This window comes from Xanthomonas campestris pv. phormiicola (genome assembly GCA_025666215.1).
GTDB classification, from domain to species: Bacteria; Pseudomonadota; Gammaproteobacteria; order Xanthomonadales; family Xanthomonadaceae; genus Xanthomonas_A; species Xanthomonas_A campestris_A.
This window is the reverse complement of record CP102593.1, coordinates 4,665,078-4,678,681: the sequence shown is the minus strand read 5'-3', so window position 1 is coordinate 4,678,681 and position 13,604 is coordinate 4,665,078. Positions and strand designations below refer to the sequence as shown.

Below are 13,604 nucleotides of genomic sequence, written 5' to 3'. Positions count from 1 at the left end.
TGCACATGAACACGTGATTCGGGGGTCGATCGCATGAAGATGCCGCTGTTCCACCAGGCCCACGCAGCGTCCGACGTCCGCCTGCAGTTCATCGATTGGGCCAAGCGGCACGGGCATAGCCCGGCGAGCGGCGCGGCCAGTTTCGTCGATCAGCAGGCGGACCTGGATGCGGCCGCGCGCCACCTGCGCCTGACCCCGGGCGAGGACGTGCGCCGGGAACTGCGCCGCTACCTGGCCGCGCTGGGCGAGCAACAGGACGTGGCGGTGCAGTTCCCGCCGATCCATGCCTACCGCAGTCCGCAGGGGCAGGCCTTCCGTTATTCGCTGACCCTGGTCCTGGCCGAGAGCGGGGTCGAGTGGAAGGCGCGGGTCTGGACCGGCCTGGAGTACCTGGGCCTGATCGTCGGCCGCGGCGCCGGCGCGCGCGCCAACTACACGCGCCTGGCGCGGATGGCGGTGGAGCACGAACTGGCCAGCGACAGCCCGCGTTTCAAGCTGGGCTAGGAAGACGGAGATCGCGCATGTCCTGCGCAATGGCGCCCGAGGAAGTCCCCGCGCCCGACCAGTGCCGGCAGCAATGCCGCGAACTGGGCGTGGTGCGGGTGCAGCAGATGCTGGAGCAGTCGCCGCTGCCGTGGCGGCAGGAGGCCGAACGCTGGCTCGAAGAGCAGGCGCTGCGCAACGCGCAGCTGACCCAATGGGGCGTCATCGCCGGGATCGCGCTGTCGCTGCTGGGGATCGTGCTGGTCGTCGCCTTTCTCTGGTGACCCGGCGCTCCGCCATGCCCGTCGGCCAGCCTGTCCGGCTTGACGGCAACGGAGCGGCTTAACAAGATGCGCGGTCCGTCGCGCTGTTCCGGTCTGAGCATGTCCCGGTCCTGAGCATCCGTCATCACGCCGTGGGCGCGGAGCGTGCCGTCGCCTCCGCCGCCGCCGGCCGTTTCCAGAGCAACCCCGTCATGCATGTCAGCACCGAATCTTCCTCCTCGTCGCTCGCGCAAGCGTCCGACCTGCACTATCGCGAGATCTTCGACAAGATCGATTCGGGATTCTGCGTGGTGCAGGTGCTGTTCGACGACCGGCAACGCGCGGTCGATTACGTCTTCCTGGAGGTCAATCCGGCGTTCGAGCGCGAGACCGGCATGCACGACGTGATCGGCCGGCGCATGCGCGACCTGGCGCCGAGTCACGAGGAACACTGGTTCCGGGTGTATGGCGAGGTGGCGCTGAGCGGACGCTCGGCCAAGTTCGAGAACTTCGCGGCCGGGTTCGGCCGCTGGTGGGCGGTCGACGCGTTTCGTATCGGCGCGCCGGAACGTCGCCAGGTCGCCGTGCAGTTCATCGACGTCACCGAGCGCAAGCGGGTGGAGCGCGATCTGGCCGAGAGCGAGGCGCGCTTCAGCGCACTCGCCGAGGGCCTGCCGATGCCGGTGTGGGTGCTGGATGCCAGCGGCCAGTTGCGCTTCACCAATACCGCCTACGCCGAATTCTTCGGCATGGATCTGCGCGCCGGCGACGCGCGGCCGGGCTGGGGCGACGTGCTGCATCCGCAGGACGCCGGCGTGTTCGCCTTCGAACTGCGCAGCGCGCTGGAAGAACAACGCAACCTGCGCGCGCTGGTGCGCGCGCGCCGCCACGACGGCGCGTGGCGCTGGGTGGAAATGACGGCGGTGCCGCGCTATTCGGCCGAGGGCGAGTTCATCGGCCTGGCCGGCAGCAGCCCGGACGTCACCGAGCGCCGCGACATCGAACTGGCCCGCGAGCAGCTGCTCGAATCCGAGCGCAGCGCGCGCAACGCCGCCGAGAGCATGGCGCGGCTGAAGGACGAATTCCTGGCCACGCTGTCGCACGAGTTGCGCACGCCGCTGACCACCATCCTGGGCTGGAGCGACCTGCTGCTGCAGCGGCTGCCGCCGGGCGATCCGAGCAGCAAGGGCCTGTCGGTGATCGCCAGCAGCGCGCGCGCGCAACAGCGGCTGATCTCGGACATGCTCGACCTCAGCAGCATGCTGCTGGGCAAGGTGCAGCTGGAAATCGAGACGCTGGATCTGACCGAGCAGGTGCGCGAGGCGCTGCGTGCGCAGGAGCCGGTGGCCGAAGGCAAGGACCAGGCGCTGAGCCTGCGCGAGCCGTCGCAGCCGTGCCTGGTGCTGGGCGATGCCACGCGCCTGCAGCAGGTGTTCTGGAACCTGTTGTCGAACGCGATCAAGTTCACCCCGGCGCATGGCCACATCGAACTGGCGATCGACCTCGATGCCGATGGCGAGCACGTGACGGTGGCGGTGCGCGATTCCGGCGACGGCATTCCGCCGGATTTCCTGCCGCACCTGTTCGGCCGGTTCCGCCAGGCCGACGGCACCACCACGCGTCTGCACGGCGGGCTTGGCCTGGGTCTGGCGATCGTGCAGCAACTGGTGGAAATGCATGGCGGCCAGGTCAGCGCGGCCAGCGAGGGCCGCGGCTGCGGTTCGGTGTTCACCGTGCGCCTGCCGTTGCACCGCGATACGCCGGGCAAGCGGCCGCTGCGCGAGGTGCGCGCCTTCGCGATGGCCGAGCAGGTGGTGGAGGCGTATGCGCTGAAGGGCATGCGCCTGCTGGCGGTGGAAGACCAGCCGGACATGCTCGAATACCTGCGGCGGCTGCTCGAGGAGCAGGGCGCCGAGGTGGTCGCGGCCAGTTCGGCCAGCGAGGCGTTGGCGGTGCTCGACGACGGCGGCCATGCCCGCATCGACGCGATGGTCACCGATATCGGCATGCCGGGCATGGACGGCTACGGCCTGATCCGCACGATCCGCGAGAACATGGGCCTGCAGGCGGCCGAGTTGCCGGCGGTGGCGGTGACCGCACTGGCGCGCGACGACGATCGCCAGCGCGCCCTGCAGTCCGGTTTTCAGGAGCATCTGGCCAAGCCGTACAGCGTGGCGCAGCTGGTGTCCGCCGTGCGTTTCGCGCGGCAGGGGTAGCCACCGCGTTTTTCCCGCGCGTTCACGCCGTGGCCGCTAGCGTGCGCAGTTTCCCTGGCTGGAGATGCGCATGAGCAAGTACGCCGATGTGGTGCACGCCGATCCCGACGCCATCGCCGCGCTGCAGGCCTGGTTGCCGCACTTGCCGGAACAGGCGCAGGTGCTGTTGCGGTTGGACGACGGCAGTCGGGTCAGCGGCACGGTCTCGGTGCGGCCCACCTTGCAGACCTTTCGCGACCACCAGGAGCACGAAGGCATCAACGGCGTGCTGCGGCTGGACGATCTGCTGGATCCCGCGCAGCAGCACTACATCTGGCTGGACCGGATCCGCGAAGTGCAGCCGCTGGTACCGGCAGGGTGACCGCGGCGTGCCCGCGCGTCGCTGCAATTGACATCTATTTCACGTTTGCCGAGCCCGTGCTGTGCATCATCGGTGGTCCTGTCGCCACCATGGAGCGCTGAGCCGCGATGATGCGCCTTCCCTCGCCCCCGGCCCGTTGGGCACTGTGTCTTCTGTCCGTAGCCGCGCTGAGCGCTTGTGGCGATACCGCCAAGCATTCCATCGAGGAGGGGATGGGCGCCGATCCGGTGCTGCCCGATCCGGTCAAACGCATGATCCCCACGGTGAAGGTCGCCGAGGTCAAGCGCTGGGCCGAAGGCGCCGCACCGGTGCCGGCCGCCGGCCTGGCGGTGCAGGCCTTTGCCCGCGATCTGGACCATCCGCGCTGGATGTACGTGCTGCCCAACGGCGACGTGCTGGTGGCCGAGACCGCGGCGCCGCCCGCGCCGGAAAAAGACAGCAGCGGCCTGCGCGACAAGATCCAGGGCGCGATGATGGCCAAGGCCGGCTCGACCGTGCCCAGCGCCAACCGCATCACCTTGCTGCGCGACGCCGATGGCGATGGCGTGGCGGAGGTGCGCACGCAATTCCTCAAGGGCCTGTATTCGCCGTTCGGCATGGCCCTGGTCGGCGATCGCCTGTACGTCGCCAATGCCGACGCGCTGGTCAGTTTCCCTTACAAGGAGGGCGACACCCAGATCAGCGCCGCGCCGCGCTTCGTCGCCAACCTGCCCGGCGGCATCAACCAGCACTGGACCAAGAGCCTGCTGGCCAGCCGCGACGGCAAGAAGCTGTACGTCGGCGTGGGGTCCAACAGCAACGTCGCCGAGAACGGCATGGACGCCGAACTCAATCGCGCCGCGATCCTGGAAGTGGATGCGCACAGCGGCGCCACCCGGGTGTTCGCCAGCGGCCTGCGCAATCCGGTGGGCCTGGCCTGGCAGCCCGGTGCGGACACGCTGTGGGTGGTGGTCAACGAGCGCGACGAGATCGGCAGCGACCTGGTGCCCGACTACCTGACCGCGGTGCGCGAAGGCGGCTTCTACGGCTGGCCGTACAGCTACTACGGCCAGCACGTGGACGAACGCGTGCAGCCGCAGAACGCGGAGATGGTGGCCAGCGCGATCAGGCCCGACTACGCGCTGGGCGCGCATACCGCCTCGCTGGGCCTGACCTTCTACGAAGGCGCGCTGCTGCCGCAGGCCTATCGGGGCGGCGCCTTCATCGGCCAGCACGGCTCCTGGAACCGCGATCCGCCGTCCGGCTACAAGGTGATCTACGTGCCCTTCGCCAACGGCAAGCCCAGCGGCAAGGCGCAGGACGTGCTGACCGGCTTCCTCGATGCCGAAGGCAAGGCCCAGGGCCGCCCGGTCGGGGTGGCGGTGGACAAGCCTGGCGCGTTGCTGGTGGCCGACGATGTCGGCAACGTGATCTGGCGGGTGACGCCGAAGGCCGGTCCGTAGTTGCGTGGTCGCGCCGCCCGACTTTCGCAGAGCCGGGCGGCGCGATAGGCGGTCGCATCGCTGCGCCGCCGATCGCCGGTGTCTTCGTTGATGCTCGACTCAGGCGCTGGGTGGGATGTCCGAGTTGCGTGCATTGGCAGTCATCTCGGCAAAAACGGGCTGCATTCGTAGGAAGCAGCTGCAAGTGGTCTCGCGAGCCTGCAGCCTTGAAGGCCAATCCGCCGCAACCGCCTTGCATGGGGCATTCGCCCTAGATCGAAAAAATTCATGTGGGAGCGACTTCAGTCGCTCCCACAGTTGCAGTTGTTAGCCTCTGGATCGAAGAGCCACTTCAGGCGAAGAGCCGGGGTAACCGATCCGAAGGCCCCCGCCTTCGCTTAATGCTCCACCGGCGCCGGCTCCACCCCGAAGCGACGCGCATAGCCGCGCTCGCCGACCACGCGTTCCACTTCGGCATCGCCGAGTTCGGGCGCGGCATAGACCGCGTAGACCACGCTGCCGTCGTCGCGCTCGCCGCGCTGGTGCAGGCGGTAGCGCGGGCGTCCGGTGCCGGTGTTTTCCGGATAGTGCAGCGGCGGTTGGCTGCCTTCCAGATCCACTTCGCTGTTGTCGACGACGCCACCGATGAACACTGCGCGCATATGCCTCTCCATCTGTCGGGGTTGCTTGCAGCCTAGGCGCGCCAATGTTGCCGTCGCATCAATGATGCGTTCGTTTAGCGCAAAACCGGGCCGGCGCCGGGCTGCCGGTAGAATGCGCGCTCCCCGACCGATTCCGATCCCGATGCCGGCTCTGCAAGACGCTCCCCTCGACACCCTGTTCCTGCCCTTCGCCCAAGGCGCGCTGCGCTGGCCGGCCGGCAAGGTGCTGTTCCTGCGCGCGCGCGATGGCTGGGCGCTGCGCCAGCACGCGCAGCCGGCGCAGCTGGTCTGCGAGCAGGGCTACCGCCCGTTCGCGACCGCCCTGGAGCAGGGCGGCTGGCAGGTCCGCGCCGAGGATGCCGACGACCACGACGACGCCGGTGGCTATGCGCTGGTGCTGGTGCTGCCGCCGCGCCAGCGCGACGAGGCGCGGGCGCTGCTGGCGCGCGCGGTGGCGCTGGCCGCCCCGGGCGGGGTGGTGGTGGCCTGCCAGTCCAACAACGAAGGCGCCCGCTCCGGCGAGGACGACCTGCAGCAGCTGGCCGGCCTGGGCGGCAAGCTGACCAAGCACCACTGCCGCGTGTACTGGACCGCGCCGCTGCACGGCGGCCACGACGCCGCGCTGCGGCAGCGCTGGGCCAGGCTGGACGCGGCGCGGCCGATCCTGGACGGGCGTTTCCGCAGCCGTCCCGGCGTGTTCGCCTGGGACCGCATCGATCCGGCCTCGGCGCTGCTGGCCGAGCACCTGCCGGCCGACCTGGCCGGCCGCGGTGCCGACCTGGGCGCCGGTTATGGCTATCTGTCGGCGGAATTGCTCGCGCGTTGCCCGAAGATCGCCGCGCTGGATCTGTTCGAGGCCGATGCGCGCGCGCTGGCGCTGGCGCGATCGAACCTGGCGCAGGCGCCGGCCGCGGTGGAGATGGGCTACCACTGGCACGACGTGACCGCCGGGCTGCCGGCGCAGTACGACTTCATCGTCAGCAACCCGCCGTTCCACGCGCCCGGGCGGATGGAGCGCCCGGACATCGGCCGTCGCTTCATCGCCGTGGCCGCGCAGGCGCTCAAGCCCGGCGGCCGGCTGTACCTGGTCGCCAACCGGCACCTGCCCTACGAGGCGGTGCTCGACGCCAGCTTCGGCGACACCAGCGTGATCGCCACCCGCGACGGCTTCAAGCTGATCCTGGCGGTGCGCGCCCGCGCCACGGTGCGCCGGTGAAGCTGGTCAAGCACCTGGCCAACCTGGGCTACGGCAGCCGCAAGCAGGTCACCCTGATGTTCCGCGAAGGCCGCATCACTGATGCCGACGGCGAAGTGCTGTATGCCGACGACAAGGTCGCGCATGCCGCGATCCGGATCGATGGCGAGGCGCTGGATCCGCCGCCGGGGCTGATCCTGGCGCTGCACAAGCCGGTCGGCTACACCTGTTCGACCAAGGACCCGGGCCGCATCGTCTACGACCTGCTGCCGCCGCGCTTTCGCCTGCGCTCGCCGTTGCTGTCCACGGTCGGGCGCTTGGATCGCGACACCAGCGGCCTGCTGCTGATGACCGACGACGGCGCGCTGCTGCACCGCATCGTCTCGCCGAAAGCGCAGCTGGCCAAGGTCTACGAAGCGACCCTGGCCGAGGACCTGCGTGGCGACGAGGCGGCGCAGTTCGCCAGCGGCACGCTGCTGCTGGACGGCGAGACCACGCCGCTGCTGCCGGTGCAACTGGAGGTGCTGGGCCCGCGCCAGGCGCGCATCACCCTGTACGAAGGCCGCTACCACCAGGCGCGGCGCATGTTCGCCGCGGTCGGCAACCACGTGGTCGCGCTGCACCGCAGCCGCATCGGCGGCTTCGCGCTGGAGGAGGCGCTGCCCACCGGGAAATGGCGCGCGCTGGACGCGGCGGATCTGGCGGAGGTGTTTGGGGCCGGGAGTGGGGATTAGGGATTCGGGATTCGCAAGAGCGGTGGCTGTGCGCTGCCGCTTACGCTGTTACCAATCCCGAATCCCCAATCCCGAATCCCGGCTCTCGAACAAGCGCTTCCAGCCATCCAGCCCCAGCTTCTCCAAGGTCTGCAGATTGCGCTCCACGATCACGTCCGCATCCGGGAACGCGGCCACCGCGCGTTCGACGCTGTCCTCGCGCAGCAGGTGCAGGGTGGGGAAGGGCGCGCGGTTGGTGTAGTTGCCGATGTCGTCCGGCGCGGTGCCGGCGAACTGGTAGTGCGGATGGAAGCTGGCCACCTGCAGGATGCCGTGCAGGTCCAGCGCGTCCACCGCCGCGTCGGCGTTGTCGAGGAAATCGTTGTAGTCGAGGAAATCCTCCAGCACCTGCGGATGCACGATCAACGTGGTGTCGATCTGCTCGGCCGGGGTGTCGCGCAGCAGCAGCAACTCCTCGCCCAGTTCCTCCAGCAGCGCTTCGGGCGTGGTCGCGTCGCTGAGCACGTAGCGCACCTGCTGCTTGACGTGCACCGCCTTGGCGAACGGGCACAGGTTCAGGCCGATCACCGCGCGTTCCAGCCATTGCCGGGTCAGCGCGATCGGGTCGGGAGTGGCGGCGGGAAGCGTGGAGTCCATGGCGTCGGCTTGGGCGAAGGGATGGCGCGCGCCAGCCGGGCCGGCGCGCGCGGACGCAAGTGTATGCCGGATGCGTGGCGACGGCCCTACGGTGCGTGCCAGCGGTTGTAGGAGATGTCCAGCCACGGCGGATGTTCGGCGTACATGTCGCGGATCAGCTGCTTGGTCAGCTCCACCAGGCCGGAATCGTCGTTGCGGCGATAGCTCATGATGATCGGCGAGGTCGCATGTTCGTCGTCGATCAAGCGGTAGCGCAGGTCGTTGCGCATGAACCGTGCCGAGGCCGGAATCAGGCAGATGCCGCTCTCGGCCGCGACCAGGCCCAGTGCGGTCTGCAGTTCGCGCACTTCCTGCAGTTCGCTGGGGTGCACGCCATGGTCCTGCAGCAGCGACAGCACCTGGTCGGCGAAGCTGGGGCGCGGATGGTTGGGATACAGCAGCAGGCGTTGCCCGGCCAGCGCCGCCGGCGCCAGCGGCGTGTCCTGCGCGGCCAGCGGATGCGCCATCGGGATCGCCGCCACCAGGCGTTCCTCGCGCAGCACCAGGCGCTCGACATGCTGGTCGCTGCTGCGCACGCGGCCGAAGCCCAGGTCGATGCGGCCTTCCTTCAGCGCTTCCACCTGCTGGCTGGACATCAGCTCGACCAGGCGCACCTCCAGGTCAGGACGCACCTGGCGCAGGCGCCGCACCACCGTGGGCAGGCCGCCGTACAGGGTGGAGGCGACGAAGCCGATCGAGGCCACGCGGCGCTCGCTGCGGCCGAGCCGGCGCGCGGCCTCGGTCATCTGCTCGACCCGCCCGAGTACCTGCAGCGCTTCCTCGTAGAACAGCCGCCCGGCATCGGTCAGCCGCAGCGGCCGGCTGCGCCGCACCAGCAGCGGCACGCCCAGTTGCTGCTCGATCTGCTGGATCTGCCGGCTCAGCGGCGGCTGCGCCATGTGCAGGGTTTCCGCGGCGCGGGTGAAGTTGCGCTCGCGGGCGACGGCGACGAAATAGCGCAGTTGGCGCAGGTCCATGGAGGTGGTCGCCAGGAGGAAAGTGAATATGCCGTTCAGGGCATGCTGTGCTGCAGCATCCCAATGAAAACGCCATTTGCGGGCCTACTATAGCCTGAAGGTATGGAAGGGTGACGCATTCAGTCTTGGACGGCGCGGCCGCCGCGGGCCAAGAATCGGCGCCATGCAAGCCACCCACGCCCCGCTCCCATCCACCGCGCCGCGCATCGAACGCGTCGAAACGCTGCTGCTCGACCTGCCCACGATCCGCCCGCACCGCCTGTCGGTGGCGACCATGCGCGGGCAGACCCTGATGCTGGTGCGCGTGCACTGCAGCGACGGCATCGTCGGGCTGGGCGAGGGCACCACCATCGCCGGGCTTGCCTACGGCGCGGAGAGCCCGGAAGGCATGCAGCTGGCGATCGACCGCTACATCGCGCCGTTGCTGGCCGGCGCCGACGCCAGCGCGGTGCCGGCGCTGATGCAGCGCGTCGGCAGCATGGTGAAGGGCAATCATTTCGCCAAGTGCGCGATCGAGACCGCGCTGCTGGACGCGCACGGCAAGCGCGTCGGGCTGCCGGTGTCCGAACTGCTGGGCGGGCGCCTGCGCGAGCGCCTGCCGGTGGCGTGGACGCTGGCCTCCGGCGACACCGCGCGCGACATCGCCGAGGCCGAGCGCATGCTCGCCGCGCGCCGGCACAACGTGTTCAAGCTGAAGATCGGCACGCGCACGGTCGCCGAGGACGTGGCCCACGTGGCCGCGATCAAGCGCGCGCTGGGCGCGCGCGCGGCGGTGCGGGTGGACGTCAACATGGCCTGGAGCGAGACCGAGGCGGTGCGCGCGCTGCCGGCGCTGGCCGATGCCGGCTGCGAACTGGTCGAGCAGCCGGTGGCCTCGCTGGCGGCGATGCAGCGGCTGATGCGCCGCTTCCCGATCGCGCTGATGGCCGACGAGATGCTCAACGGTCCGGACAGCGCCTTCGAGGCGGCGCGGCGCGGCGCGGCCGACGTGTTCGCGGTGAAGATCGAGCAGTCCGGCGGCCTGTTCGCCGCGCAGAAGGTCGCCGCGATCGCCGACGCCGCCGGGATCGGGCTGTACGGCGGGACGATGCTGGAAGGGGCGATCGGCAGCATCGCCTCGGCCCATGTCTTCGCCACCTTCGCCCACCTGCAGTGGGGCACCGAACTGTTCGGTCCGCTGCTGCTGACCGAGGAGATCCTCGCCGAGCCGCTGCGCTACGAGGACTTCCATTTGCAACTGCCGCGCGGGCCGGGCCTGGGCATCGCCCTGGACGAGGCGCGGGTGGACGCGTTCCGCCGCGATCGCCGCCGCGTCATGCTGCCGGTCGCCGCCGGCATGGAGGAATGAGCATGTTGTTCCACGTGAGCATGGAAGTGAATTTGCCCGGCGACATGCCGCCGGAGCGCGCCGCGCAACTCAAGGAACAGGAGAAGGCGCGCTTCCAGGAACTGCAACGCAGCGGCCAGTGGCGCCACATCTGGCGGGTGGTCGGGCAGTACGCCAACGTCAGCGTGTTCGACGTGGCCGACAACGCGCAACTGCACGCGCTGCTGCTGTCGCTGCCGCTGTTCCCCTACATGCGCATCGCGGTCACGCCGCTGTGCCGCCATCCGTCCTCGCTGCACGCGGACGATCGCTAGACCCGCACCACGGGCGCTTCCTCGGGAGGGGAACGTCTCAAGGCAGCCAACGCAACCATGAGCACACAAGGAACCACACGATGAGCGTCAAGATCTTCGAGACCCGGGAGGTGCAGGATTTCCTGCGCACGGTCGGCGGCCTGGATCAACCGGCCGGCGATGCGCGCGTAAAGCAGATCGTGCACCGCGTGCTGTCGGACCTGTTCAAGGCCATCGACGATCTGCAGGTCACGCCCGACGAATACTGGACCGCGGTCGCCTGGTTCAACGACCTGGGCGCGGCCGGGCAGGCCGGGCTGATCTCGCCCGGGCTGGGCCTGGACCATTTCCTGGACCTGCGCCTGGACGCCATCGATGCCGAACGCGGCATCGCCAATCCGACCCCGCGCACCATCGAAGGGCCGCTGTACGTGGCCGGCGCGCCGGTGGCGCACGGCTTCGCCCGGCTCGACGACGGCAGCGACGAGAACGGCCATCCGCTGATCATGCACGGCACCGTGTACGGCGAGCACGGCGCGCCGCTGCCCGGCGCGACGGTGGAGGTGTGGCACTGCGACACGCGCGGCTTCTATTCGCACTTCGACCCCACCGGCAAGCAGGCGCCGTTCAACATGCGCCGCACCATCGTCGCCGACGCGCAGGGCCGCTACCGCTTCCAGAGCATCGTGCCGAAGGGCTATGGCGTGCCGCCGGGCAGCCCGACCGAGCAGCTGCTGTTCGCGCTCGGCCGGCATGGCCAGCGCCCGGCCCACATCCACTTCTTCGTCGGCGCCGACGGCCACCGCAAGCTGACCACCCAGATCAACATCGCCGGCGATCCGCTGGTCGACGACGACTTCGCCTACGCCACCCGCGACGGCCTGGTGCCGGACCTGGTGGAGCGCAGCGACCAGGCCGGCATCGAGGCCAACGGCCTGTCCGGCCCGTACGCGGAGATCCGCTTCGACTTCCGCCTCACCGAACTGGTGGACGGCGTCGACGACCAGGCCAACCTGCTGCGCCGGCGCGCCGCCGCCTAGTTCCGGCTGCGACGCGGGGCGCGCGCCATGCGCCGCGCGCCGCATCGGTCACCGCCGCCGCCTGCCGGCGTCCTGCCCGGCCGCCGCCGCCTTCCTTCCAGGAGACCACGCCATGTCTGCCGTCATCGACAAAGCGACCGCGCTCGGCACGCTGCTCGCCAGCGCCGTCCAGGACGACCATGCCGAAGGCAGGTTCCGCTGCCGCCGCGACATCTTCACCAACCCCGACCTGTTCGAGCTGGAGATGAAGCACATCTTCGAGGGCAACTGGGTGTACCTGGCGCACGAGAGCCAGATCCCGAACGCCAACGACTACTACAGCACCTGCATCGGCCGCCAGCCGGTGGTGATCACCCGCGACAAGAGCGGGCAACTGCACGCGATGATCAACGCCTGCGCGCACCGCGGCGCCATGCTGTGCCGGCGCAAGCACGGCAACAAGGGCAGCTTCACCTGCCCGTTCCATGGCTGGACCTTCTCCAACAGCGGCAAGCTGCTGAAGGTCAAGGACGAGAAGACCACCCAGTACCCGCCGCAGTTCGGCCAGGACGGCAGCCACGATCTCAAGCGCGTGCCGCGCTTCGAGAGCTACCGCGGCTTCCTGTTCGGCAGCCTGCGCGAGGATGTGGCGCCGCTGCAACAGTTCCTGGGCCAGGCGCGGGTCATCGTCGACCAGATCGTCGACCAGGCGCCGGACGGGCTGGAAGTGCTGCGCGGCAATTCGTCCTACATCTACGACGGCAACTGGAAACTGCAGATGGAGAACGGCTGCGATGGCTACCACGTCAGCACCGTGCACTGGAACTACGCGGCGACCATGAGCCGGCGCAAGCAGGACGGCGTCCAGGCGGTCGATGCCAGCGGCTGGAGCAGGAGCGTGGCCGGCGTGTACGGCTTCGAGAACGGCCACCTCCTGCTGTGGACCAAGACCATGAACCCCGAGGTGCGCCCGGTGTACGCGCAGCGCGAGGAGCTGGCGCAGCGGCTGGGCGCCGAGCGCGCCGGCTTCATCGTCGAGCAGACCCGCAACCTGTGCCTGTATCCGAACCTGTTCCTGATGGACCAGTTCTCCACCCAGATCCGCGTCACCCGGCCGATCGACGTGGACAAGACCGAGGTCAGCATCTTCTGCTTCGCGCCCAAGGGCGAGAGCGCCCGCGATCGCGCCACCCGCATCCGCCAGTACGAGGATTTCTTCAACGTCTCGGGCATGGGCACCGCCGACGACCTGGAGGAGTTCCGCGCCTGCCAGGCCGGCTACGCCGGCAGCGCGGCGCCGTGGAACGACCTCAGCCGCGGCGCGCCGCTGTGGATCGACGGCCCGGACGAGAACGCGCGGCGGATGGGGCTGGCGCCGCTGCTGTCCGGCGAGCGCAGCGAGGACGAAGGCTTGTTCGTGCGCCAGCACGCATACTGGGCCGCGGTGATGCGCGAAGCGCTCGAGCAGGAACGGGCGTGCGCGCGATGAGCACGGACTACCAGAGCCTGTGCGCGTTCCTGTACCGCGAGGCGCGCCTGCTCGACGATCGCCAGTGGGACGAATGGCTGACGCTGTACGCCGAAGACGTGACCTACTGGATGCCGGCCTGGGACGACGACGACCGGCTCACCGAAGACCCGCAGTCGCAGATCTCGCTGATCTACTACGCCGACCGCTCCGGGCTGGAGGATCGCGTGTTCCGGATCAAGACCGAGCGCTCCGGCGCGTCCACCCCGGAACCGCGCACCAGCCACAGCGTGGCCAACGTCGAGGTGCTGGCCGAGCGTGGCGAGGAGATCGAGGTCCGCTACAACTTCCACACCCTCAGCCACCGCTACAAGGTCACCGACCAGTTCTTCGGCACGGTGCTGCTGACCCTGCGCAAGCACGGCGATGACCTGCGCATCGCGCGCAAGACGATCGTGCTGAAGAACGACTACATCCGCCAGGTCGTCGACGTCTACCACGTCTGACCGG

Annotated in this window: 15 protein-coding genes; 12 read left to right on the top strand and 3 right to left on the bottom strand. The window is 69.4% G+C overall.

Translation table 11 applies throughout. The features are described from left to right. Nucleotides 1-33 precede the first annotated feature (33 nt). From NRY95_19730 to NRY95_19710, 5 genes are all read left to right on the top strand, one after another. On the top strand, nt 34-504 hold the full coding sequence (locus NRY95_19730) for a hypothetical protein (protein UYC15892.1): 471 nt from the start codon (nt 34-36) through the stop codon (nt 502-504). A 17-nt stretch (nt 505-521) separates the two neighbouring features. Next, a complete protein-coding gene (locus NRY95_19725) occupies nt 522-767 on the top strand; it encodes a hypothetical protein (protein ID UYC15891.1) in 246 nt (81 codons plus the stop codon). 191 nt (nt 768-958) lie between these two features. Continuing rightward, on the top strand, nt 959-2,962 hold the full coding sequence (locus tag NRY95_19720; protein UYC15890.1) for an ATP-binding protein: 2,004 nt from the start codon (nt 959-961) through the stop codon (nt 2,960-2,962). Nucleotides 2,963-3,032: 70 nt separating this feature from the next. Continuing rightward, nucleotides 3,033-3,323, top strand: a complete 291-nt coding sequence (locus NRY95_19715) for a DUF3247 family protein (protein UYC15889.1) — start codon at nt 3,033-3,035, stop codon at nt 3,321-3,323. Between the two features lie 110 nt (nt 3,324-3,433). Beyond that, nucleotides 3,434-4,765, top strand: coding sequence for a sorbosone dehydrogenase family protein (locus NRY95_19710; GenBank protein ID UYC15888.1), 1,332 nt, complete (start codon nt 3,434-3,436; stop codon nt 4,763-4,765). 377 nt (nt 4,766-5,142) lie between these two features. Here NRY95_19710 and NRY95_19705 read toward each other — a convergent pair whose 3' ends face one another. Next, a complete protein-coding gene (locus NRY95_19705; GenBank protein ID UYC15887.1) occupies nt 5,143-5,406 on the bottom strand; it encodes a hypothetical protein in 264 nt (87 codons plus the stop codon). Nucleotides 5,407-5,548: 142 nt separating this feature from the next. On the opposite strand from NRY95_19705, the gene NRY95_19700 reads away from it, so the two are divergent. Further along, entirely contained in the window at nt 5,549-6,622 is a 1,074-nt protein-coding gene (locus tag NRY95_19700; protein ID UYC15886.1) for a class I SAM-dependent methyltransferase, read from the top strand. Further along, on the top strand, nt 6,619-7,335 hold the full coding sequence (locus NRY95_19695) for a pseudouridine synthase (protein ID UYC15885.1): 717 nt from the start codon (nt 6,619-6,621) through the stop codon (nt 7,333-7,335). Before NRY95_19700 ends, NRY95_19695 begins: the two co-directional genes overlap by 4 nt. A gap of 48 nt (nt 7,336-7,383) precedes the next feature. Here the strand turns inward: NRY95_19695 and NRY95_19690 are convergent, their stop codons facing one another. Then, nucleotides 7,384-7,971: a DUF1415 domain-containing protein gene (locus NRY95_19690; GenBank protein UYC15884.1), complete on the bottom strand. Its 588-nt coding sequence runs from the start codon at nt 7,969-7,971 to the stop codon at nt 7,384-7,386. Between the two features lie 86 nt (nt 7,972-8,057). Continuing rightward, on the bottom strand, nt 8,058-8,987 hold the full coding sequence (locus NRY95_19685; protein UYC15883.1) for a LysR family transcriptional regulator: 930 nt from the start codon (nt 8,985-8,987) through the stop codon (nt 8,058-8,060). A gap of 163 nt (nt 8,988-9,150) precedes the next feature. Between NRY95_19685 and NRY95_19680 the strand changes: the two genes are divergently transcribed. From NRY95_19680 to benB, 5 genes are all read left to right on the top strand, one after another. Next, the gene (locus NRY95_19680) at nt 9,151-10,335 is read left to right on the top strand and encodes a muconate/chloromuconate family cycloisomerase (protein ID UYC15882.1); all 1,185 of its coding nucleotides are present in this window, start codon (nt 9,151-9,153) and stop codon (nt 10,333-10,335) included. A gap of 2 nt (nt 10,336-10,337) precedes the next feature. Next, nucleotides 10,338-10,628, top strand: coding sequence for a muconolactone Delta-isomerase (catC, locus tag NRY95_19675; GenBank protein ID UYC18647.1), 291 nt, complete (start codon nt 10,338-10,340; stop codon nt 10,626-10,628). A gap of 80 nt (nt 10,629-10,708) precedes the next feature. Then, nucleotides 10,709-11,647 (top strand): catechol 1,2-dioxygenase, encoded by a 939-nt coding sequence (catA, locus tag NRY95_19670; protein ID UYC15881.1) that lies wholly within the window; start codon nt 10,709-10,711, stop codon nt 11,645-11,647. 112 nt (nt 11,648-11,759) lie between these two features. Beyond that, a complete protein-coding gene (locus tag NRY95_19665) occupies nt 11,760-13,115 on the top strand; it encodes a Rieske 2Fe-2S domain-containing protein (protein UYC15880.1) in 1,356 nt (451 codons plus the stop codon). Beyond that, nucleotides 13,112-13,600 (top strand): benzoate 1,2-dioxygenase small subunit, encoded by a 489-nt coding sequence (gene benB / locus NRY95_19660; protein ID UYC15879.1) that lies wholly within the window; start codon nt 13,112-13,114, stop codon nt 13,598-13,600. The genes NRY95_19665 and benB overlap by 4 nt, the downstream gene beginning before the upstream one ends. Nucleotides 13,601-13,604 lie beyond the last annotated feature (4 nt).